Below are 24,698 nucleotides of genomic sequence, written 5' to 3'. Positions count from 1 at the left end.
CTTCTCTTTTTTTATGCCTGCCAAAATTGTAATTCCTTTCGTTGCATTTATTAAATTTGTGCGCAACTAAACAACAACAGAAATGGAATCGATAAAAGAATTATATAGAATTGGCTGTGGTCCTTCTAGTAGCCATACAATGGGACCTAGAAAGGCAGCAGAGGAATTTCTTCAAAGAAATTCTATTCATGATAAATTTGAGGTAACTCTATTTGGAAGTCTTGCAGCAACGGGGAAAGGACACCTTACCGGTGTTGCTATTGAAGAGGTTTTTAAGAGCAAAGAGCTTGATTTAATATGGAAGCCAAAGGAATTTTTGAAAAAGCATCCCAATGCACTAAGGTTAAAGTCTTTTAGTAATTCAGGTGAACTTGTAGAAGAATGGACTGCTTATAGTATTGGAGGCGGTGCTATTGTTGATGATAAAACAGAACATTCATCACAATCAATTTACGATTTAACCACCATGGATACTATTTTGCAGTGGTGTAAGGAGAATGATAAGCAACTTTGGGAATACGTTCTATTAAGAGAGGGAGAAGAAATTTGGGATTTTTTGGATGAGGTTTGGACTGCCATGAAAAATGCCATAAAGAAAGGAATGAACAATGAAGGTGAACTTCCTGGAGGTTTAAAATTACCTCGTAAATCTCATTTGTATCATTTAAAAGCAAAGACCTATAGTGGACCAATGCGAAAGCGTTCGATGCTTTATTCTTATGCATTGGCGGTATCAGAAGAGAATGCAGGAGGGGGAACTATTGTAACAGCACCAACATGTGGAGCATGTGGAGTTTTACCAGCAATTCTATACTATCACAAGAAATTCTATAAGTTTAAAAAGAAGGATATTTTGAAAGCTTTAGCTACGGCTGGATTGATTGGGAATATCGTGAAATTTAATGCTTCAATTTCTGGGGCAGAAGTAGGATGTCAAGGTGAAGTTGGTGTTGCTTGTGCGATGGCTTCAGGCGCGGCAACACAATTGCATGGAGGAACCATTTACCAGATTGAATATTCGGCTGAAATGGGCTTGGAGCATCATTTGGGATTAACTTGTGATCCGGTTTTGGGCTTGGTGCAGATTCCATGTATCGAGCGTAATGTATTTGCTGCAGCTCGTGCATTAAATCACAATACTTATGCATTATTGTCTGATGGAAGGCATAGAATTAGTTTTGATCAGGTGACCGAAACTATGATGAAAACAGGTCTGGATTTGTCTTTGTCTTATAAAGAAACCTCACTGGGAGGTTTGGCTAGTTTAAAAGGATTTACCTATAGATAATAAATCTTGGCTCATTTGAATAAAAGTCGAATGAGCCAATTATTTTTTGAGTTCACGTTGTTTACGAAACCAGGTGTTTTGCCAGTAATTTCTGCATTGTTTTCATGCTAATAGGTTTGGATATGAAATCATTGCAGCCTGCCAGTTTGGCTTTTATTTTATCTTCACTTGTTGAATAGGCTGTTTGTGCAATAATTTTCTGCTCAGGATTGATTTTTATAATTTCCCTACTTGCTTCGTAGCCATTCATTTCAGGCATCTTTATATCCATAAAAACAAGCTTAAACTCTTTCTGTTTGAAAAGTTCGATAGCTTCAAGTCCATTTTTTGCATGATCTAAATGGCATTCAGGAGCAATTTCTTCCATTAAAGATTTAAAATAGAGATAATTTATTTCTTCATCTTCAACAATTAAAATATTGCAGTTTTTGCCTTGTTCACATTGTTTTGTGTTGTTTTCTTGATTTGGGATAAGACAATTTTTCAATTCGATAATGAATTTACTTCCTTCATCTACTTTAGAAATTAACTTTATTTCACCATGAAGTAATTTCACGTTTTCTTTTACAATTGAAAGTCCTAATCCTAATCCACCTTGCTTGTTGTTAATTTCACCTTCGGCTTGAGAAAACCTTTCAAATATTTGTGAATGTCGTGTAGTGTCGATTCCAATACCTGTGTCTTTCACATACAGCTCTAATGTATTTTCATTAACGTGGTATCCTATCTCAATAGAACCTGTGTTTGTATACTTAAGTGAATTTTCAATAAGGTTAACTAGCACCTTTCTTAATTTGACTTCATCAGAACGAATAAAGCAGTTTTCGTCATTTAAATCTTTTTGTAGGTATAACGATAAATTTTGTTTCTTGGCCTGAGGTTGAAAAATTGTAAATAATTCAGTTAGAAGGTTGTTAAGGTTGAACTCGCTTTCGTTTAGTTGAACGTGTTTTGTCTCCAAAGCTGAGATTTCTAGAATGTCATCGATGATTCTTAATAGCTGAAATCCGCTGTTTTTAACGATGTTGATGTATTGTTTGCGTTTGGTCGGAGTAATGCTTTCCAGCTCAAGGAAATCTGTAAAACCAAGTATGGCATTCATTGGTGTGCGAATTTCATGCGATAGGTTTTGTAGGAACTCCGATTTTAAACGATCGCTTCTTTCAGCAACTTCAATAGCTTTAATTAACTCTTCGTTTTGATCTTTATACTCCTCCGCTAAAACTTCGTACTCTTTATTACTTTTTAAAAGTTCTTCTTCAGAGTGTTTTCGATCAGTAATATCCTGAACATGAACTATTGTATAAAGAAATTTATTTTTTGAATCAAAAATTGGACTTACACTGGTTAAGCCCCATTTTAAATTTCCATTATGTGTAAGATATCTTTTTTCTATAGTAAATGCTTGTTTGCTTTCTTTACATTTCTGATAGCGTTGTTTGCTAAGCTCGATATCTTCAGGATGGGTAATATCTAGAAAATTATTTTTTTTAAGATCCTCAGGTGTTGATTCCATCATTTTGCAGAATGCAGAATTTACTGATCGGAATTTCTTGTCTTCACTTACAATAGCCATTCCAACATCTGAAGCTTCGAACGATGTTCTAAACTTTCTTTCGCTTTCAGCAAGCGCTGCATCTGCTTTCTTTCTATCGGTAATATCCATTGTTGCAAGCATGGCCTTTGCGCGATCCAGAGAGTTATAATCTACTGATAGTTTAAGGTAAATTTGCTTTGCAATACCATTTAGAGTTTTAATTTCACCTTCGGTTTCAAATTCTTTTTGACCATTCGCAAGAGCAATAACTTCATCTTTAAAAACTTCGTAGGATCTTGGCGTGAAAATTTTATCTAAATTTCCTAGTAATTCTTCTTTTGATCCTGCATCATGCAGTTTTAAAGTAGCTAGGTTTACATCAGTAACCTTAACTTTTTGCGAACATAATGCAAGAGATTCAGGGTGCTCATTAAAATACTCTTTGAAGTTTGTAATGCCATTTTGTTTTAGTTCATCTAGATATTGATAAAGTTCAGAGAATTCTTCTTCCCATAAAGGAACAGGAGAATAATTGAATAGAGTTTGATATCTAAGGTTATTAAGATATCTCTCTTCTTCGGTTTCTTTTATGGGAGTAATGTCTTTTAAAATTCCTCTAAGCTCTATAGGATCTCCTTTTGAATTGTACTCTATTTTGCAAGAGGCTTTTATCCAAACCGTTGAATTATTTTTCTCAGAAAGTCTAAAGGTTGATTCACAATTTATTGATTTTTTACTAAAACATTCCGAGAGTTTGTCTACAAAACTTGCAGTATCCTCATGTTTAATGCAGTGCAAGAAGCTTTCCTTTGTATTTCCAAAAGTGGTGTTTTTTAGGCCGAATACAGTTTCAGCACAATCCGACCAATGAATTTGATTTTTATTGAATGACCAGTAGAATGCTACAATCTTTTCATTGGATAAAACATGATGATAGTTGCCAAAGAAATCATATTCTCTTTTATTTAGAGAGTCAATTTGTTTGCGCAATTTTTCAATTTCTTTTTGTAATTCAGCTGTTTTGTGGGTATTTGGCTGACTCATAGAATGTTTGATTAATAGTATGTACTATTAAAATAATAAATTTTAGTGAAGCTTACAAAATAGATTCATATGTTGCTAAACAAAAAAAAGAATGATTCGAAAATCATTCTTTTAATTTTTACTTGTTCATGTAGCTTTCTCTGATTGCTTTAAATTCTGAACCTTCTTTCCAATTGGGGAATTTATCTTCGTTAGCCAGTTTCCAACCTACTCTAAACAATAGTTTGGCATCATCGACAACTCCTTCCAAATCCCACCAATTTTCATATTCGTCGAAAGGTTTGTGATAGTGATTTGCCAACCAATATTGTTCTTTTTCCGACATGAATTCTTTTCCTTTTTCCCAATGGTCATTGTTTCCTCTCACAAATAATGAAGGAACACCAACGCGTGCAAAGCTAAAATGATCTGATCGGTAATACATTCCAGATTGAGCATTTGGATCAGGAAGGATATAGCGATCTTGATTTTTTGCAGCTTCAACTACATAATCTTCTAATTCAGATTGACCATAGCCTGTAATCATCACATCTCTCATTTTACCATATGGTAACATCAAGTCATTATTGATATTGGCTACGGTTTTATTCAAAGGAAAAATTGGGTGATCAGCATAATATCCAGAACCATTTAACCCAGATTCTTCAGCCGAAGGGGCAAAAAATACAATGGATCTTCTTGGCTTTTGTGGCATTGCTTTAAATGCTTTTGCTATCTCAAACATCCACGCAAGTGAAGTGCCATTGTCAACAGCACCATTGTAAATTGAATCTCCATTCATTTTAGGGCCAATTCCTAAATGATCCCAATGTGCAGAGTAAAAAATGTATTCATCAGCTAAATCGGTTCCTTTTAAAACGCCAAGAACATTATTGGTTTTATCGAAACGAGCTTTGTTGTGAAATTTAACTGATAATTTAGTATTCAAATCAAAGCCTTTATAGTTTTGTTTTTTAGCCTTTTTCAACTCTTCATTCAAATCCTTACCACAAGAGTTGAATAAAGTTTTAGCAGTATTCCAGGTTATCCATCCTTCTGCAGCACATCGTGATTCATAATTGTCTTTTGGTTGCTGATATAATTTTGGAACAGAAGCAGAGTTTAAAACTACAGACCAAGGATAACCAGCAGGTTTGGTTTGATGAATAATTAACAATCCTGCAGCACCTTGTCTTGCAGCTTCTTCGTATTTGTAGGTCCATCGGCCATAGTAGGTCATTTCGTTCCCTTTAAAAAAGCTCTTGTCAGTAGATCCAAATCCAGGATCATTAACCATTACCACTACAGTTTTACCTTTTACATCCAAATCTTTGTAATCATTCCAACCATATTCTGGAGCTACAATTCCATACCCGGCAAAAACCATTTCAGAGTTTTTCAACTCAATATTATCTTGCAATCTTCTTGAAAAGATTACAAAATCGTCACGGTATTTTAACTCTGATTTGCCTATAGAGGATTGTAATTTTATACCTTCTGGAACATCAACGGTTACTTCTACCAATGGAACTTCCTGAAAGTAAGAATCTCCATTTATAGGTTCCAATCCCATTTCTTTATACAGGTTGGAAATGTAGTTTATAGATTTTGTTTCTCCTTCCGAAAAAGGTTTTCTTCCTTGATACTCATCAGAGCCCAATTCCTTAATGTATTCTACCATTCTTTCAGTAGAAATAACCGATTCGGCTTTTTTAAGCTCCTTTTCAGGATTGCTACAAGCAAAAATACTACAGGCAAGCAGAAAGAGGCTTGCTTTTCTTAGTTTATTCAAATTCATCTTTTAGGTTTAGTTTCAAAGATCAAATATACTTAGATTTTATTCTTTATCTTGAAATTAAACTACCGCTTTGATGTGAGAATGCTTTCCTTCGAGCTGGAATGTAATCCTTGCAATTAGTAAGCCTTCCTGCGGCTAAAGAAGTTATTTCTTCGTCTTGTGATGCTTCTCTTCTAAAAAGTAAGCATCCCTTCTGATTAGTACGCTGTCCTTAGCAAAAGTAAGTAGTCTTCTCGGGACATTCAGAAGGTTTTATGAAATCGTAGATTTTGTAATCTGTATCACAATTTAGTAGTAATGATTATTCTAACTTGCAATTGTAATCAAGATGAATTTCAAAGAATTCATTCATTTTTGTAGTTTTAAGTTGAATTTAAGTCGCATATCATGAAAGAGAAAAGGAAATATAGAACCATTGAAATGTTGTTAAGAATTGTAACAGCAATAATTTTAATTCAGACTTTACATTTTAAATTTTCTGGTCATCCACAAGCGATACATATTTTTTCAACCATTGGAATGGAGCCATGGGGAAGGTACGGAATCGGAGCAATTGAGCTGATTACCGGTATTCTATTCTTTTTACCTAATTATTGGAAATTTGCATCCTTAATTACTGCTGGTTTAATGGTGGGAGCTATAGGATTTCATTTATTTACACCTTTGGGAATTGAGGTAGTTGTTGATGGGGTTTCGGATAATGGACAGTTGTTTGCAATGGCTATAATTGCTTTGGTACTTAGTGTGATTCTTATTTATAGAGCGAATTTACCTCAATTGTATAGAGAAATTCTTAAAAAATAATAAGAGATAAAATGAATAATTCGTTAAGCTACGATGAGAAATGTTCATGTGCCAAAAGTACTTTCTGTATCTATGTAAGTAGGTCGCAGGAGTTTGAAAATGCAGAAAAGGATTATCTGGTTAAAACCATTACCAAGAATGGATTCTCAGGCATTCTATATGTAAGTTCGGTTCTTGCTGGTTGGGCACTTATTGCAGGTATAATTGATTCGGTATTATTTCCAGGAATCATTGTATATGCAATTTTTCATGGTGTTGTGGATTATAAAGTATTGACACCGCCAATTCTTTTTTTAGTGGGTAATATTTTGGCAAAGCTGATTTACATAGCTTATGCTTTACGCGATAAAGTAAAGCTTGTAGATGTTTTAATCGCCGCATTGCCATATGCAGGATCAGCTTATCTCTTAAGAAAATTTCTTGTAAAAGATAAGCTGATGCGTAAAGCTGTAAATATGTATTTAACTTCTCAAAAGAATGAGGTGAAAAAGAAATTATTAGGTGTGTTTTCAAAAAAGCAATAGTTATTTTTCATCAATTGCTTCTATGTGACCATAGTAGGATATGTGACTTTTATTATTGGAAGTAATGAATAAACTTGAATAGCCTTGTTTCGAAACTTCCAATTTTATTTGATAGGTATCTTCTTTTCCTTTGGCTTTAAATCTTATCTCATAGCCTTTTTTGTTTAGATTTTTAATTTCTAAATCATCCGCTGTTGTTTCAAAAAGAATACCTCCTTCATCATTAATTTTTGCTAGGTGTGCTTTTCCCCAAAAAGGTAAATAAGCTTCTGAAGAATCCTGATTTAATTTTAGTTCATATGAAAAGTTTAAATCTTTGGTGTAACCTGAACTTGTTGTCAGCGAACGCGGAATGAATGTGAATTTTTGATTGCTTATCAATTGTTCAATTTCTTGCTTTTTAAATTCCTTTTTTTGTTGTCTTTTAGCTTTTCCGCTTAGCTGAGCAAAACTGTTTGCCGATCCTAATAGGAAAATTATAACAACAATTAATTTGATATTTTTCATGTTTTTACTTTTTAGTTCATATGCATTTTGGCATGAACTATGCCAAACATTGTTCAATTTCGTTAAAAAATTTGAAATTGTGTTGAAATTAAATAGGTTTGCTGCCTATTACTAATATATTAGATTTGAATAGAATGAAGAGATTTATTTTGCTTACTTTTTTGTTAGGGGTATTTGTTTTTACATCTTTTTCTCAAGAAAGAGATAATCGTGGATATATTGTACAAGTGGGAGATTTGGCTCCTGATTTTGAAATGAAATTAACGGATGGATCTACAATTAAGTTATCAGATTATAGAGGCAAAGTGGTAATGTTACAATTTACAGCTAGTTGGTGTGGAGTTTGTCGAAAAGAGATGCCACATATTGAAAATGATATTTGGAAGGTGCATAAGAAAAAGGATTTTGCCTTATTTGGTATTGATAGAGATGAACCGCTTGAAAAGGCTAATAAATTAATCAAAGCAACAGGAATTACATATCCAATTGGATTAGATGATGGAGCTAATATTTTTGCAAAATATGCACACCTAAAAAGTGGAGTGACTCGAAATGTAATTATTGATAGGGATGGAAGAATTATTTTTCTGACAAGGCTATTTAATCCTGAGGAGTTTAATGCAATGAAAAAAGTAATTGAAAAGGAATTAGAAAAAAAATAAATAAGGAGCTGCAAGCATATTAATTGCAGCTTTTTTAATTTTTTTGAATGTAAGTGTGTAGTATTTATTCCATTTTCGCTTTGTTCAAATGACAGGGGATATAGTAAAAATAAAAGGTATTGGAAGGTGAATTAAGACCTTAGGGCAAAAAAAATGGGCGGTGACTAGCCGCCCAAAAACTACTACTTAAATTTACTTATGAAAAAGAACTTTCAATCACCCTATGTATTAAAAGTATCCATTCTGCAATAAAGATACTATTTGTTTTTAATTCCCACCCTATTGTAAGTCCGATTTTTACGAATAAACTCATTTTGTCAATGAAGAGCTGTTAATTGATGAATAACACGTGGAACTTATTTATAGTGTTACAGAATGATAGTCATTACTGTTGTTAGTTATTACAGTTCTGTTGAAATATTCTTCGAAAAACTAAATCATTTACGAGTTGTATTAGATATACCATGCGAATTTTCTTAATTTTATGGCTATATTGAATTGAGGAATTGCGTTAGTGCAATTTTGAGGAATTTATAGGGATAAGTGTATATGGATAAGGAGTTTGTACAAGTTATAGAAAAAGTAAGAACTTTTCTGTTGAAGAATGGTTTGAAGGACTTTTCGTTTGAAAAAATTAAAGATTTTGGTGTAACACAAGAAGATATCTCAAAATTTGTTGATTCTAAAGAAGAATTGGTAGAGAAAATTTTGGAGTATGAGAGAAAGAGTTTTGAAGCAATTTTTCTTGAGTACAACTTCGAAGGTCAAAATGCTATTGATATTTTATTTATCGTTAGTCAAGAGATTAATGATAAGTTTGAACATGTTACGCCTTCAATAACAATGGAACTTGAGCAATATTTTCCAGATATTTATGCAAAGCATATGGAAGATAGAATGGAATTTATTTTTGATAAAATTCAGATCAACATTCAGAAGGGAATTGCACAGGGAATGTATAGAAACGATTTGAGTGGTGAGATGGTTGGGCGTATGTATCTTTCTCGTTTAGAAGATATGCATAATCCGGAATTGTATCCTCCTGAGAGATTTAAATTTGGAACAATTTACGATACAATGATCGATGAGTTCGTAAAAAGTATTGCTACTGATGAGGGATTGAGTTATTATCGTCAACGCAAGCAGTTGTTGGGTGTCTTAAGTTTTGGACGATAAAGAGATTTTATGAAAATTTCACTTGCTCCTTTACAAGGATATACAGACTGGGTTTTTAGACAAGCCTATCAAAAGAATATTGGGGGTATAGATGAGTTCTATACTCCTTTTCTTGTTTTACAGAATGATGGTATCGTAAAAACTGCCCATAAAAGAGAGGTTGAGCCTTTCGAAGCTAGATGTAAAGATTTGATTCCACAGTTTTTATGTGGGAACTCTGAAGAATTAAGTTTCTTTGAAACTTACTTTTCAGAATTAGGTTATTCAAAAATGAATTGGAATATGGGTTGTCCATATCCAATGGTAACAAAAAAAGGAAAAGGATCGGGATTGTTGCCAAATCCTGATAAGATAGAAGATATTCTGAAGACGGCATTTCATAACAAATTAGACTTATCGGTAAAGTTGCGATTGGGTTTAGTTGATGATTCTGAAATTGATTTAATACTTCCGATTCTAAAAGATTATAATATATCAGAAGTAATGCTTCATCCAAGAGTTGGAAAGCAACTGTATAAAGGCAAGGTAAACTTAAATCGGTTCAATGATTTGTATGAGAAGTATGAATCTTACCTTGGATACAATGGAGATATTTGTTGTAAAGAGGACTTTGATAAGATCAAAGGTTTATTTCCAACCATACAACATGTAATGATAGGGCGCGGTTTGTTGAAGGATTATTGGTTGCCACATAGGATAAAAGGAATTTCTTTGCCTGATTCTGATGAGAGAAGAGATCAACTTAAAAACATGCATAATGATATTTTTAAATTGTATGCTTCATATTTACAAGGAGATTCTCAAATCATGCAAAAAATGAAGCCATTTTGGGAGTATTTTTCGTCGCATTTCGATAATGACAAAAAAGTATTTAAAGCAATTAAGAAATCGGCAGGAATAAAGAAGTATGAGCAAGCGGTTGAATTTGCTTTTTCGCAACGACTGAAATTAGATTAAGGATGAAATACAATATAGAGCATAACCATCAATTTCTTCATGTAGAATTTGATACGCCGACTAAAATACTTAGTTCTGCAATTTTAAATGGAGGATTTCAGAATGCAAAGCATTTTCTGAATACAAAGGTGGATGCAAATTTTAATGGTGAGAGAACTGAATTTGAAAAGCCACAAGTAAGCCTTGCCAGAATGGTTGAAACAAATTCGTGGACTGGAGTTTGTGTTGGTATGATGACTGCTGCTATAATGAAAACTTTTCGCAAAGTTCATATTGAAGAACAGGGGGTTTGGATTGATGCATTAGTAACTGCGGGTGTTTCAAATGCAAGAAGAGCTGGTGATCCGGCTGATTACAAGTTCATGAATGAGGAGTGTGAGAAAGTAGGTACCATTAATATACTAATAGTAACAAATGCTAGTTTATCGGATGCAGCTATGGTAGAATGCTTAATGATGGTTGCAGAAGCCAAGGCTGCCTGCATGCAAGATTTGAACGTTAAAAGCCGTGTTTCTGATAATATAGCAACAGGAACAGGAACTGATTCTGCAGCAATTGCTTGTGGAGATGGTCCTGAAGTAATTTATTGTGGCAAACATGTTTTGTTTGGAGAATTATTGGCCAAGGCTGTAATTCAAGGTATAACTCAGTCTTTACAAGCTGATAAGTAATCTTCAATAAATTGTACTCTTTCTTTAATGGAAACTTTTGGGAGTTCAATAGTTTGAAAACCAAGTTCATTGTAAGTTTCTTTTAGAAACTGATAGATTTCCATTGAATCATCAAATGATTCAGGGCGTTCGGCATCGTTTATAAATATCTCTTGCCAAGGAGGAGCAATAAATACAATTGGGTTGTACTGATTGCTTTTTTCATAGTATTTTTCTGGAACTTTCAGACCTCCGCGTCGCACATATGCAATGATATCAGGAATACCTCTGTCGTAAAAACAATAATTTGTTGAGTTGCAATCTTTAAGTTGTTTACTCATTCTTTCAAAACAGATTTCAGCAAAAGCGGCCAGATTTTTCCATGGAAGTTTATCACCGTTTAATTCGTGTTGTTCGCGAATAACAATACGGGATATTTCTTCAAATCCTTTATGGTCTTTATCAATCAACGCATTTAAAAGACTTGATTTACCAGAGCCTGGACCGCCAGTAATTATATATCTGTTATTTACTTCCATATTTTACTCTTGCGATAAATGTTGGTAAAATAGCTTCATGTCAACACTCTTACGGATTGCGTCGGCTAATTTATCGTACTGTTCTTCTTTAAATTTTTTATAATTGAAATCATCATTGGATGTCGCCTTAAATCCTGATAATAAATCATTAATAACAACAGGATTATCCAGGATTCCGTGAATATAGGACCCCCAGCAATTATCATCTAAAATATATCCTTCTTGTTTGCCGTTTGATAATTTGTTCAAACTATTACCTTGAACCAATGATTTGCTCTGTCCCATGTGAATCTCATAGCCCTCACAGGTATCAGTATAATTTTTAAAAGCAAATTCACATTGATCAGTCAATTTTTCGTCTGTAATTTCTGTTTCTATTGGCAGTAATCCAAGTCCACTAATCTGCTTTATACTACCTTCGATGCCTTTGGGATCAGTGATTATATTTCCCATCATTTGGTATCCTCCGCAAATGCCAATCACCTTTTTGCCATTCTTGCGTGCATTAATTATGGCCTTGGTTACGCCATTGTTTTTTAGTTCTTGTAGGTCAGAAATGGTGTTTTTGCTTCCAGGAATAATAACAATGTCGGCATTTTCAATTTCCTGAATGTTATTAGTATAATATAAATGAACTCTAGGATCATGTTCAAGCACAGAAAAATCAGTAAAGTTCGCCATTCGAGGGAGCAAAATAACAGCACAATTGATTTTTCCTTCTTGTGCATTGTTAAATTTCTTTTCTAAACTTACAGAATCTTCCTCTTCGATATGAATATCTCTAAAATAGGGAAGAACTCCAATAACAGGTTTGCCAGTAAGGTCTTCAATTATTTTTTTTCCTTCTTCAAAAAGCTTGATATCTCCACGAAACTTGTTAATAAGAATTCCTTTGATTTGATTTCGTTCCTTTTCATCCAAAAGTGCTATGCTGCCGTAAACACTGGCAAAAACACCACCTTTGTCAATATCAGCAATAAGGTAAGTAACTGCATCTGTTTCCATAGCCATTCTCATATTGGTAATGTCTCTGGATTTAAGATTTAGTTCAGAAATACTTCCAGCACCTTCTAAAACAATTGGGTTGTATCGTTTTTCCAATCGATAAAAAGCAGATTTGGCTTCCTCAAATAAAGCAGATTTGTTATTTCCCATGAAATAATCATATGCACTTTGTGTGCCAACTGGCTTTCCGTTTAAAACCACCTGAGAACTTTTGTCATTTGTTGGTTTTAAAAGAATGGGATTCATATCGGAGTGACAATCTATGCTGCATGCCTCTGCTTGAACAGCCTGAGCTCTTCCGATTTCAAAACCTTCTGGAGTGGCATAAGAATTTAATGACATGTTTTGTGCCTTGTATGGAGCTGGATTATATCCATCTTGTTTTAAAATTCTACAGAATCCGGTATTTACAATACTTTTCCCAACATCAGATCCTGTTCCAACGAACATTACAGGTTTTAGTTTTCTCATGTTTTAAAATCTTAAGCTCAATCTATTTCCTTAGTTTTTGGCAAAAATAGCTTTTTATTGGTGAGTTGAATTGGTTTTTAAACATTCTATTTGAAATTATCTAATGTTAGATTTAAATACTCTTGATATAAAATCATGTAGAGTTTATTCATTCTAAATTTGTAATCACAGGTTAATAGATTTCATATGGTTATAAATTATTATTAATTTTGCTATTATTGTAATGATTTGTAAGATGCTTGCAAGTTAATTGTAAAGAATTCATCTAATGGATGATGATTATAAGCCATTTAGATTGACCCTAATTGTTAGAACATGAAGATTCAAATTGATGAAGTAGATCAGAAGATATTGTCTTATTTGATCAAAAATGCACGTATACCTTTTCTTGAAATTGCTAGAGAATGTGGGATTTCGGGAGCGGCAATTCATCAACGTGTAAAAAAACTTGAAGACGCTGGCATTATTGATGGATCGCGTTTTATTGTAAAACCTAGAGCGTTAGGCTACGAAGTTTGTGCATTTGTAGGAATAATTCTAGATCATGCACATCAATATAAAATGGTTGTTGATAGTATTGAAGCGATTCCAGAAATTGTGGAATGTCATTTTACTACAGGTAATTATACATTTCTAGTGAAGATGTTGTGTAGAGATAACCAGCATCTTATGGATGTGTTGATAAATACGCTTCAGAATATTGATGGAGTATCCAAAACGGAAACTCTAATTTCTTTGGATCAAACTGTAGATAGAGAAATAAAGTTATAATGAGCTGATATCAAAAAATGAAGGCTTCCTATTAGGAAGCCTTTTTTTATGGATTAAACTGATAAATGACATAAAAAAGAATTTAAAAGCAAGCTATTTTTGTATCTTACAAAATCTTAAAATTTAAATACTATTAACATGTTTCCAAAAGAAGTTTATATAAACAGACGCGAGAAATTGCGTGCATCAATGAAAGATGGTATCGCAATTGTTTTAGGTAACCCAGACGCTCCAATGAACTATGCTGGTAATATTTATCATTACCGTCAGGATAGTACATTTCTATATTTTTTTGGTATCGATCATCCAGGTTTTGCAGGTGTTTTTGATATTGATAACAACAAAGACTATGTGTTCGGTAATGATGTAGATATTGATGATATTATCTGGATGGGACCTCAGCCAAGTGTTGTGGATCAGGCTGCTGAGTTTGGTTTGGAAAATACAGCTCCTTTTGCTGAATTGAAAAACTTTGTTGCTAAGGCAGTTAAAGAAGGTCGTAAAATTCATTTCTTACCAGTTTATCGTGCTGAGAACAAAATATTAATTCACGAAATGTTAGGAACACCACTTGATGCTATAAAGGAGAATGCTTCTGTGGAATTTATTAAAGCTGTTGTTGCTTTGCGTGAAATTAAAGATGAATATGAAATAAAAGAGTTAGAAAGAGCTGCGGCAATCGGTTATGAAATTCATACTACAGCTATGAGAATGGCTAAAGATGGTGTGTATGAAAGAGAAATTGCAGGAGAATGTGAGGCCATTGCTCTTCGTGCTGGTGGCTTGTTATCTTTCCCTGCTATTGTATCAAAAAGAGGAGAAACTCTTCACAATCATGAGCATGGTAACCTACTAAAAACTGGTGATTTATTGTTGGTTGATAGTGGTGCTGAAACAGATACTCATTATGCTTCTGATAATACAAGAACAATTCCTGTTGGCGGTAAATTCAGCCAAAAGCAAAGAGAAATTTATGAAATCGTACTTGCTGGAATCAACAAAGGAAATGAATTAATTCGTCCTGGTGTTACTTACCAAAGCATTCATCTTGAGGTTTGTAAGGTTCTTGCAACAGGTTTAAAAGAGCTAGGTTTAATGAAAGGTGATGTTGATGCAGCCGTTAAAGCTGGTGCTCATGCATTGTTCATGCCACATGGCCTTGGTCATATGATGGGACTGGATGTTCATGATATGGAAGATTTTGGTGAAAACTATGTTGGTTATGATGATGAGGTACAAAGAATAGATCAGTTTGGAACAGCTTACCTTCGTTTAGGTAAGGAGCTTAAACCAGGTTTTGTACTAACCAACGAACCAGGTATTTATTTTATTCCTGCATTAATTGACAAGTTCCAAAATGAAGGATTACATACAGAATTTATCAACTACGATAAGGTAAATGAGTATCGTGATTTTGGTGGAATTCGCTTGGAAGATGATGTTCTTGTTACTGAAACAGGAAATAGGTTAATTGGTAAAAGAATTCCTATTTCAGTTGAAGAGGTAGAAGACATCATGAAATAATTATAAGCCCAATATTTATATTGACTAACGGTCTCTCCTTTGAGAGACCGTTTTTTTTAGCTTGACCTCATGTTTAATTTTTATTAACTTTACTGAAAATTTATTCAAATATGTAACAAATAAGCCCTTTTATCAGTTTAATAGGTGTATTTGTGTAATTAATTAAAGTGTCCATGCAATGATTTAATAAGTATATTGAATGCTCTAACTCTAACTAGCTGAAATAGCATTGTTGATTAATGCAAAATAATAGAAAGATGTGATTTGAAATATTTGCAAATAAATATTTTAAACTTAACCACTATAACCTTGAATCTTTAGATATGAGAAATGATAAGATCTTTACTCGTTTTCAAAAAATATTAAAGTCAATTTCAATTTTCATACTAATAGCAATTCCTTTGTCCGGATTTGCTCAGTATGATTATGAGCACTATGTACCACCGTTTTATAATGGATCAAATAGTACTCAGGATATTGGAATACATAAAGCAATATTGTCTACAAATTCTGATGCTATTACTGTTGAAGTATATCAAGGTAAGAAGTTTATAAAAACAATTAGTGTTACAAATGATACGCCTGGGGAATTTTTATTTAAGACACCGAAAGGGAAAAATTCAGGTACGATATCAAAACCATATAATCCTCCAACTAGCTACGATTTTCCTTACAATGTGATTGGTGTAAATGACTTGAACAAAAAATTAACAGATCAGGGATATCGTTTTTACTCAAATGATGCCCCATTTTTTGTTAATATTCGTCATTCAACTTATGCGCAAGGGGGATCATTAACAACTAAAGGTACTTATGCCTATGGAACGGAGTTTTATACTGGTCATGTTTATACTGATAAAAACAATGCTACACAAAGGAGGAGTCATTTTATATCTGTTATGGCTACAGAGGAAGATACTGATATAAATTTTAGCAATATAAACTGTAGATATTATACAATTTTAGAAGGAAGTCAAGTTAAGTTAAGATCAATTTCGCCTGATGAGTCGATATCTGTTAATTTAGATAAAGGAGAGAGTTATGTAATTGCTGTAGATCATGATTTTTCACAATTCACAAAACTAAACTGGTTTGAAAGAAATGGGATGAATGGTACTTCTGTTAATTCTACTAAGCCCATTGTTGTAAATTCTGGTTCATGGACATCAGGACCAAGTAATGGACAAGATATGGGTATTGACCAAATAGTTCCAATAGAAAGACTTGGTAAGAAGTATGTTTTGATGAAGGGACAGGGGGATAATACTACAGAACGTCCTATTGTTATAGCTACAGATAATAATACTGAAGTTCGTGTGAATGATATTTTAGTAGCTACTTTAGATAAAGGTGATTATCATGTCATAAACAACCCTTATAAGAATGGTGTTTATGCTTATGTTACTTCTAGTAAAGATATTTATGTATATCAAACATTGTCAGGAAGTAAAAGTACAATAGGACCGACCGTAGGTATGAATTTTATACCTCCATTGTCAACTAGTGGTATACGAGAAGTTACAGTGCCCAAATCACATTTGCTTGCAGATGATACAAGAAATGTTAATGGAGTTATAACGATATTAACTCAGCATAATGCCGTAGTTCGATACTCAAGAAATGGAGGGCAAGCAATAACTCTTGATCATTCTGAAGCAATACCTATTGGAACTTCCAAAGAGTGGGAGATGTATAAATTTGATGAAAATCTAAATGGGCATTATCGCTTTTTTGCGAATAAAGCAATAAATGTAGCTTGGATTGTTGAATCAGCTTGGGTCGGTGCAGCGGGTTACTATTCAGGTTTTACTAAAGCCATTTCGAAGATTATACCCGACTTGGATGTAAATGTTGAAACGGATTTAGGAGTATTATGTGAAAGTTTTAATGATGAAAAAATAACAATAACAGCACAAGGTTCTGCAGATTTCTTCGAATGGTATGTTAATGATATCAATAGTAAACCTTTTTCAAATACAAAGTCAATAGTTGTGGATGTTCCAGATGAAGAAACATCATACTATGTTGTTGGTTCATATAGGGATCCATCATTGGATCAGCTGACGAATGGAGATTTTAGTGAAGAGCCTATTTCAAATTATACTTACGCTGGAAAGGGAGATTATGCCCAATTGAATAATCCTGGAGAATATTGTCGTGTATTTGAAACCACACAAGCAAATCCAAAATTTCAATCGCCTAAATTTAATGATCTTCATAATGATTACATGTTTATGGCGATTTCTAAAAATGCTGGAGATACAATTCTGGAAACAATTCCCATAGATGTTGTTGAGGGATATACATATATTTTAAGAGTGTATGGTCGTAGTGTTTATAATGTGAGTGATGCACAATTTAATAATCCTCAAACTTTAGAGGTTTTTGTAAATGATCAACTCGTTGAGGATAATTTTACAATGAACGATCCCAATGCATGGCAATCTGTAACTTCGGTATGGCGTCCTAAGTCTGCAGATGAGATAGGAGTAATTAAATTAGTTAATAAAAACCCTTCTGGAGTTCAGTCTGCATTTGCTATCGATAGCATTTCGTTTGGTCCTTCGGTTGATGCAACTGCTGTATTTGTTGCAAAAGTAATTCCTAATTATAGTTATTCAAATAGTGGAAAAACGTACCAGTTCTGCAAGGGAACAGAAAATTCTATAAATGTTTCGAATGGAGACACAAGTTGGTATAGTTATTCCTGGTCTAAAAAGGATGCGGATGGAAATTATATTGACTTGGATGATGTTGCAGGTGAATTTTCAGGAACCAAAACACATGAATTGATTTTCTTAAATCCACAACAGGATGACGAAGGAGATTATAGATGTAGAATTGGTTTTAAAGAGGAATATAAAGACTGTGCTAGTTCGACAGATGATGTACATATTGATTTATCTGTTTTAGTAGATGAACCTGCAACAGTTGAAATTCGACCTGACAAAACCAATTTCTGTTACGGAACAACTGCAACTCTTGATGCCTTGGTAACAGGTGATGCAGGTCAGGTTAAGTGGTACATAGATGGAGGAGTTGATCCAGTCTCATTGGAGAATCCTTTTGTGTTTTCCGGATATGATGCAGGAACTTATGTAGTTCGATGCGAAGCTGAAAATGGATGTGGTTTGGCATTTGATGAAGTTACTTTAGAAGTATTGTCTGCACCAGTTTTAAATTCTTTAACGGTAAACCCTGGCCTTTGTGAAAATAACGATATCATTTTAACCGCAGATGCAACAGGTAATGGTACAATAATCTACAATTGGAAAGAAGGAACCACAGGTTTAACTGAACAAGGTTCAATTTTAAAATTTCCAGCAACAATGGCTCATAGAGATCTTACTTATTCAGTAAGTGCTACCAGTGTTTATACAACTGTTGATGGTAATGTTAAATGTACTGGAGATCTAACAATTCCAATTGATAATTTAGATGTATATCCTAATGTTACAATTACCGATCCTTTAGATGATGCAAATCCTTGTGAAGGAAATGGCAATCATACTTTTTCAGTTTCACTTTCTCAACCTGAATCATTCTATAATTTTTCATGGCAAAAGGATGGTGTTGATATAGATGGAGATGCTACTCAGAAGATTATAGCTCCAATTGAACTTGCCGATGCAGGACAATATAAGGTTGTGGTTTCAAATAGATGTGACAGCAAGGAATCTGTAGCAAATTTAACTGTTGTGCCAAAGATGATTGTGAATGGTATTACTACAAGTGCTATTGGTCCTTTCTGCAGTCCAACAAATGTAACAGTTACTTTTGATGATAATGGAGCTGTAGCAGAGTATAAGGCTAAGAAGCCAGATGGTTCAGAAATTGTAATCACAAATCCATACACATTCGAAGTGAATACAACCACCCAAGGGACATGGGAATTTATAGCTGTACCAAATTGTGTTGGAGATAATTTCACTCATAAATTTACCTGGAACCTGATTCCTGATTTTGGAGCAGTTTCGATGAATGATGTTACTACTTGTATTGGAAAAGATGTTGACTTTGTAGTTGACGTTAATAATGTTTCATCTTTGTCAGAATTGACTTATGAATGGAAAGACAATACAAATACAACTATTATTGGAGAAAATAAGAATTTCTTGAGTCTAACAAATGTTCAGGATGCAGATTTAGGACAATATAAATGTATTGTAACAGATCATTGCGGAAATTCAAAAATTGCAACAGCTAATTTAAGTATTGAAAAAGTAACTACTTCTACAACTGGAACTGCAATTGAAAAATGTGTTGGTGACACCGATTTTCGTATTGATATAGTCTATACTGGAACTCCAAACTTTGAATGGAGTTTTAAAAATAAAGCAGGAGATGTAACAATCTTAAGTGAATCAACAGGTTCACTAACTATTAATCCAGTAAAACTTAGTGATGCAGGAATATATTATTGTGCAGTTACTTTAATTTGTGGAGATGTTGTTAATATTCAAAGAGAGCTTATTGTTCACGAACATGTTTCTATAGTTTCTCCAGCCGATGAAACTATTCATATTTGTCAAGGAGAACAACCTATTCTTGATGTTGAAGTGAATGGAGATGCCGACATTTATACTGTAAGTTGGACTGATAATGCTGATAATCCACTAGTTGGTATTGGTGATGTAAATCAAGTACAATTAAGTAAACACGATATACCAGGAACTTATACTTACAAAGCAAAAGTAACAAGTCTTGGAAATTGTGATAACTTGGAGAAAAAGTATATTGTTCAAGTTCACGAGAAACCAATATTAAGTACCGTTGATAACAATGTAAACAAATGTGCTGGTCTCGTTGAGTTAAAAATCACCGAAAGTGGAGAACATAAAGGGATTAGTTGGTGGAAAGATGGAGCTTTAGTGACTGATGGTAATGCAGTTGCAACTGATTTCGTAATTAATCCTGCAGCAAGCCCTGATGACGACGGAACCTACGTTGCTAAGGTGAGTTCTGATTACTGTGGAGGTAATCAAGTTTCTATTAAATTGGATGTTAGAAATAATATTGTAATTACAGCTCAACCTCCTGTAATAAACACAGTTTGTGAAAATGACGAGTTAAATTTAGTCATTACCGCGAATGCCGGTGGAGATGAAATTCATTACAAATGGTATAAGGAAACAGAACCAAGTACAACATTGTCAGATCAACCTACTTATAATATCAGCAATGTTGATTTGACACAAGCTGGAACTTACAAAGTTGAATTGTATAATGATTTGGGATGTGGTAATCAAAAACTATCATTTGATGTAGTGGTAAATAAAAATCCAACTGTTACAAATCCATCTGATAAAATAATTTGTGATACAGAAACTTCAGTTGATTTTATAGTTACAGGAGATGCTCAAGGTGGAGCAAACTATCAGTGGTACAATAGTGCAGGTGAAATTGTTGGTGCTACATCAGCCACTTATACCGAAACCACTTTAGTTGATGGTGAAACTTATTATTGTGAAGTGACTGGAAAAGTTGGAAGTTGTGGAACGGCAACATCCAAAAAAGCAACTCTTACAATTATACCAAAAGTTGCAGTTACCAATCCTGATGATTTAACGATTAATGATGGAGCAGATGCGACCTTTAGCGTAATAGCTTCAGGAGAGAAGGATTATTCTTACCTATGGGAAATTTGGAATGGGTCTGATTGGGAGCCGGTTGCTGGTGCAAAATACTCAGGAGTAAATTCTTCGGAACTTAAAATTACAAATGCGCTGAAAGATGAATTTGATGGTAAAAAATACAGATGCGTGGTAACAAGTGATGGGGCTATTTGTGTATTAAATGCTACCGCAACTAGTGATGAAGCTGAACTTACAATAAATTCAGTTAACAAAATTATTAGTGCAGGACAACCAGCAAATCAAGTAGTATGTGAGGGGGAAGATATTACATTTTCAATTACAGGAACAAAGACAACAGGTCTGACATACCAATGGCAATATCACACAGGAGATGATAATTTTCAGAATGCAAAATTAGAAAAGGATGTAGAAGTTTCTACCTTCACAATTTCTGGTGCAACACAAGATATGGAAAACTGGGGATTCAGATGTCTTGTGAGTGATGGAGTAAGTACACCTCAGCCATCTAATGAAGTTACTGTTGGGGTATGGGAAAATATAGATGTTACTACGTTGGATGATCCAAACCTTAAAGCTTGCTTAGGTGCACCTTTCTCAATAACAGTGGAAGCTTCAGGTGAGAACTTAAAATACAAATGGTTTAAGGTAGGAGATGAGACAACAATTTTGTCAACTACTGCTACTTTTAGTATTGCAAAAGTTGCTCTTTCTGATGAGGCGACTTATAAGGTTGATGTGTATAACGATCAGAATTGTAATAATGAAACAAGAACATTTGGTGTAGATGTATTAGAGCTGCTAACTCTTGTTGATCCTGAGGATGTAGTAATGTGTGAAAGTGATGCTGACCCAACATTTACAGTAACAGCAAATGGAGATGGACCATTTACTTATCAATGGTATGATAAAAATGATGTAGCAGTTGGTACTGATAATGCAAATTTAACTGTAGATACTCCCCAGGATGGACAATCTTATTATTGCCTTGTGTCTACTGATTGTAATACAGTTACTTCAAAAAGTGCTTTGTTAACACTTGTAAAACCTCTTACAGTAACTAATCCTCAAAATCAATCAATTGCTGATAATGGAACAGCATATTTTCGTGTAACAGCTTCTGGAGAACCTGATTATACTTATCAATGGCAAGTTTGGGTTGGCCCAGCTGCTGATGATTGGAATGATTTAGCTAATGATGCAACTAATTACTTTGGTGTTGATACTGAGAAGTTGACGGTTAAAAATGCAACGATTGTTGGAGGTTTCGATGGTAAAGAATATCGTTGTGTTGTAACAACAAATGGAACAAAAGGCTGTATTCGTTCTATTGAAAGCAATAGGGCGAAACTATTAATTGATCCTTTAGCTTTAATTGAATCACATCCATCAAATATGGAGCTTTGTGAAAATTTACCAGTTACTTTTACAGTGAAAGCTGTAGGAGCAGTAGACACTTACAAATGGTTTTATAGTGATGGAGGTACATTTAAATATGCCGAACCAACTTGGGATGTTACTATTCCTGGACAATTGACAATTGATCCAGTAACAACAGCAATGGATGGTTGGGAATTTTATTGCGAAGTTGCAATTGGTACTGGTTCTCCTGATCCAACAAATAAAGCGAAATTAACAGTATGGGAAGAAGTGGCAATTACTTCACCAGTTAATCCTGATACGCCAACAGAAGTTTGTAAGGGGGAATCTAGAAACCTTTCTGTTGCAGCAACGGGTGATGATAAAGAGTATAAATGGTATGTGCAAGGTGCTCCTGCCACAATTCTGTCAACAACTGATTCATACTATGTTGATGAAATTAATGCAGATGTTGTTTATGTGTGTGAAGTTTCTAATGCTTGTGTAACTGAAAGTAGAACATTTACTATAACAGTTCGTGATGAATTGAATATTACAACCCATCCCTCACGAAATACCATTTGCGAAGGAGATCCAATTCCTGAATTTACCGTTGTAGCTAAAGGTTATGCTCCATTAAGCTATCAATGGTTTGAAAATGGAGTGGCAGTAACAGCTTCGTTAGTTGATGGTAATAAATATACACCACTAAAAGCTGTTGATGGTAATACCTATTATTGTATTATTACAGATGGATGTGGAAATAACTTAACTAGCGATGTTGCAGAATTGATCGTAAATCAGGGAGTGACAATTACTTCTGAACCAAGTGACATTACAATTTCAGATGGTGAAAATGCGACATTTGAGTTGACTACCACTGGAGAAGAGCCAATAGATTACCAATGGCAAATATGGGTTGGTCCAGGAGTAAATGATTGGAATGATTTAACCAATACAGGAGTATATTCAGGATGTAAAACAGCAAGTTTAACAATTACTAAAGCAAATCTTTCGTTTGATGGAAATCAATATCGTTGCCTGGTAAGTAATACTTGTTCATCTGATGTAGAAAGTGCAATAGTAACTTTAACTGTGAATGCTCTAATCAAAATCTTTACACAGCCAACAAACCTTCAGGCTTGTCTAGGTGATGCGATTGATTTTGAAATTACAGGAACAGGTGCTGCATTAACTTATGTATGGGAATACAATGATGGTACTGGATATAAAAATGCAGATGGAGTATCTGGAATGTCAAATGTTGCTGTAACTAATGGAGCAAAACTTCATATTGATAATGTAACAATCTCAATGAGGAATTGGACTTTCCGTTGTATCGTGAAAGATGGATCGAGTGCTGATGATACTTCAAATGAAGTGAAAGTTGAGGTTTATGAACCAATTGTATTTACTGATATTGATAATCAAGAATTGTGTTATGATGAGAGTAAGCAAATTACATTAGATGTAACAGCAGGAACTACACCGTTAACTTATTCATGGACCAAAGATGCTACAGAAGTTTCTACAACTGCAATTGTAAATATTGGAACTGGCGATAACGGAAACTACGAAGTAACCGTTAGTAATGGAGTTTGTCCTGACAGAAATGATGATTTTACAGTTGTTCATCGTTCAAAATTAAGTTTGAAGGCATGGGCAAATAGTAGTGAAATGTGCACAGGTAGTTTACAGACCTTATCGGTAAGTATAGATCATATTGATCCTGCACTCTCTCCTGTATACAAATGGTATAAAGACGGATTAGAAATTCCAGGGGCAACAAATGCCGACTATACATTTACACCTGCATATAAGAGTGAATCAGGTCAATATAAAGTAGAAGTGTTTGATGGCTGTTCAACGGAATCCGTATCAGGATATATAAATGTATATGAACCTGTTGCTACTGTAAATAATTGGGTGGACCCTGATGCAATTTGTTTTGGTAGTGAATTAAATCTTGAAGTTGATGTAACAGGAGATGTAAAATCATACACCTGGACTCATAATGGAAATCCAATAACAGCAACAACGAATTATTTGGTTGCTGCTGTTACTAATGCTGATTCAGGAATCTATGAGTGTATTGTTGAAGATCATTGTGGTAAAACCTATACTTACACAACTAATATTACCATTATGCAAGCTCCTTCAATTGATGGAGATGGCATTGCAAATCTAATAGCAGTTTGTGAAGGTGATCCTTTGGTATTAGGTGCTGTAAGTGTAACTGGATCTTACGATGATATTGAGTGGACATTAAATGATGGATCAACAAATACTGTTGCTGGAGTTCAGTTGAATTTAGGAGATGCAACAACAGCAATGGAAGGCAATTATAAAGTTGAGGTGTCTAATAAATGTGGCTCTGATATTTCAGTAGGAACTCAGGTTGTTAATCCAAAACCAACATTAGATCCAATTGCAAATCAAACAGTTTGTGAAAATGAAGATGTTGTGTTTAGAGCAAAAGCTACAGGACGTGATTTAAATTATGAGTGGA

The 24,698-nt window shown here is 34.1% G+C and carries 15 protein-coding genes; 10 read left to right on the top strand and 5 right to left on the bottom strand.

What is annotated here, in order from left to right:
* The first annotated feature begins 82 nt into the window (after positions 1-82).
* Positions 83-1,288, top strand: a complete 1,206-nt coding sequence (locus DF185_RS20255) for an L-serine ammonia-lyase (protein WP_110363094.1) — start codon at positions 83-85, stop codon at positions 1,286-1,288.
* 61 nt (positions 1,289-1,349) lie between these two features.
* On the opposite strand, the gene DF185_RS20250 is transcribed toward DF185_RS20255, so the two are convergent.
* Together DF185_RS20250 and DF185_RS20245 are read right to left on the bottom strand one after the other, a co-directional pair.
* Complete coding sequence (locus DF185_RS20250) at positions 1,350-3,869, bottom strand: hybrid sensor histidine kinase/response regulator (protein WP_110363092.1); 2,520 nt, start codon at positions 3,867-3,869, stop codon at positions 1,350-1,352.
* A gap of 118 nt (positions 3,870-3,987) precedes the next feature.
* A complete protein-coding gene (locus DF185_RS20245; protein WP_110363090.1) occupies positions 3,988-5,646 on the bottom strand; it encodes a M28 family metallopeptidase in 1,659 nt (552 codons plus the stop codon).
* 387 nt (positions 5,647-6,033) lie between these two features.
* Between DF185_RS20245 and DF185_RS20240 the strand changes: the two genes are divergently transcribed.
* Entirely contained in the window at positions 6,034-6,450 is a 417-nt protein-coding gene (locus tag DF185_RS20240) for a DoxX family membrane protein (protein ID WP_110363088.1), read from the top strand.
* 11 nt (positions 6,451-6,461) lie between these two features.
* Positions 6,462-6,974: a hypothetical protein gene (locus tag DF185_RS20235; protein WP_110363086.1), complete on the top strand. Its 513-nt coding sequence runs from the start codon at positions 6,462-6,464 to the stop codon at positions 6,972-6,974.
* On the opposite strand, the gene DF185_RS20230 is transcribed toward DF185_RS20235, so the two are convergent.
* Entirely contained in the window at positions 6,975-7,481 is a 507-nt protein-coding gene (locus DF185_RS20230; protein WP_110363084.1) for a DUF4251 domain-containing protein, read from the bottom strand.
* Positions 7,482-7,615: 134 nt separating this feature from the next.
* Between DF185_RS20230 and DF185_RS20225 the strand changes: the two genes are divergently transcribed.
* From DF185_RS20225 to DF185_RS20210, 4 genes are all read left to right on the top strand, one after another.
* The gene (locus tag DF185_RS20225; RefSeq protein WP_110363083.1) at positions 7,616-8,143 is read left to right on the top strand and encodes a TlpA family protein disulfide reductase; all 528 of its coding nucleotides are present in this window, start codon (positions 7,616-7,618) and stop codon (positions 8,141-8,143) included.
* Positions 8,144-8,692: 549 nt separating this feature from the next.
* The gene (locus tag DF185_RS20220) at positions 8,693-9,319 is read left to right on the top strand and encodes a hypothetical protein (RefSeq protein ID WP_110363081.1); all 627 of its coding nucleotides are present in this window, start codon (positions 8,693-8,695) and stop codon (positions 9,317-9,319) included.
* Positions 9,320-9,328: 9 nt separating this feature from the next.
* On the top strand, positions 9,329-10,276 hold the full coding sequence (locus DF185_RS20215; protein WP_110363079.1) for a tRNA-dihydrouridine synthase family protein: 948 nt from the start codon (positions 9,329-9,331) through the stop codon (positions 10,274-10,276).
* 2 nt (positions 10,277-10,278) lie between these two features.
* On the top strand, positions 10,279-10,947 hold the full coding sequence (locus DF185_RS20210) for an adenosylcobinamide amidohydrolase (RefSeq protein ID WP_110363077.1): 669 nt from the start codon (positions 10,279-10,281) through the stop codon (positions 10,945-10,947).
* Here the strand turns inward: DF185_RS20210 and DF185_RS20205 are convergent.
* Both DF185_RS20205 and DF185_RS20200 read right to left on the bottom strand, forming a co-directional pair.
* Positions 10,923-11,465, bottom strand: a complete 543-nt coding sequence (locus tag DF185_RS20205) for an AAA family ATPase (RefSeq protein ID WP_110363075.1) — start codon at positions 11,463-11,465, stop codon at positions 10,923-10,925. The two genes, DF185_RS20210 and DF185_RS20205, sit on opposite strands and share 25 nt — an antisense overlap.
* Before the next feature lie 3 nt (positions 11,466-11,468).
* Positions 11,469-12,941 carry a cobyric acid synthase gene (locus DF185_RS20200; protein WP_110363073.1) on the bottom strand — a complete coding sequence of 491 codons (1,473 nt, stop codon included), beginning with the start codon at positions 12,939-12,941 and terminating at the stop codon, positions 11,469-11,471.
* Between the two features lie 315 nt (positions 12,942-13,256).
* Between DF185_RS20200 and DF185_RS20195 the strand changes: the two genes are divergently transcribed.
* From DF185_RS20195 to DF185_RS20185, 3 genes are all read left to right on the top strand, one after another.
* Entirely contained in the window at positions 13,257-13,712 is a 456-nt protein-coding gene (locus DF185_RS20195; protein WP_110363071.1) for an Lrp/AsnC ligand binding domain-containing protein, read from the top strand.
* Between the two features lie 138 nt (positions 13,713-13,850).
* Entirely contained in the window at positions 13,851-15,236 is a 1,386-nt protein-coding gene (locus DF185_RS20190; protein WP_110363069.1) for an aminopeptidase P family protein, read from the top strand.
* A gap of 323 nt (positions 15,237-15,559) precedes the next feature.
* Positions 15,560-24,698 (top strand): Ig-like domain-containing protein (locus DF185_RS20185; protein WP_133250105.1); only part of this gene is annotated, 9,139 nt, incomplete at its 3' end.

Source organism: Marinifilum breve (assembly GCF_003202155.1).
Lineage (GTDB): Bacteria > Bacteroidota > Bacteroidia > Bacteroidales > Marinifilaceae > Marinifilum > Marinifilum breve.
This window is presented reverse-complemented; position numbering and strand designations above follow the sequence as displayed.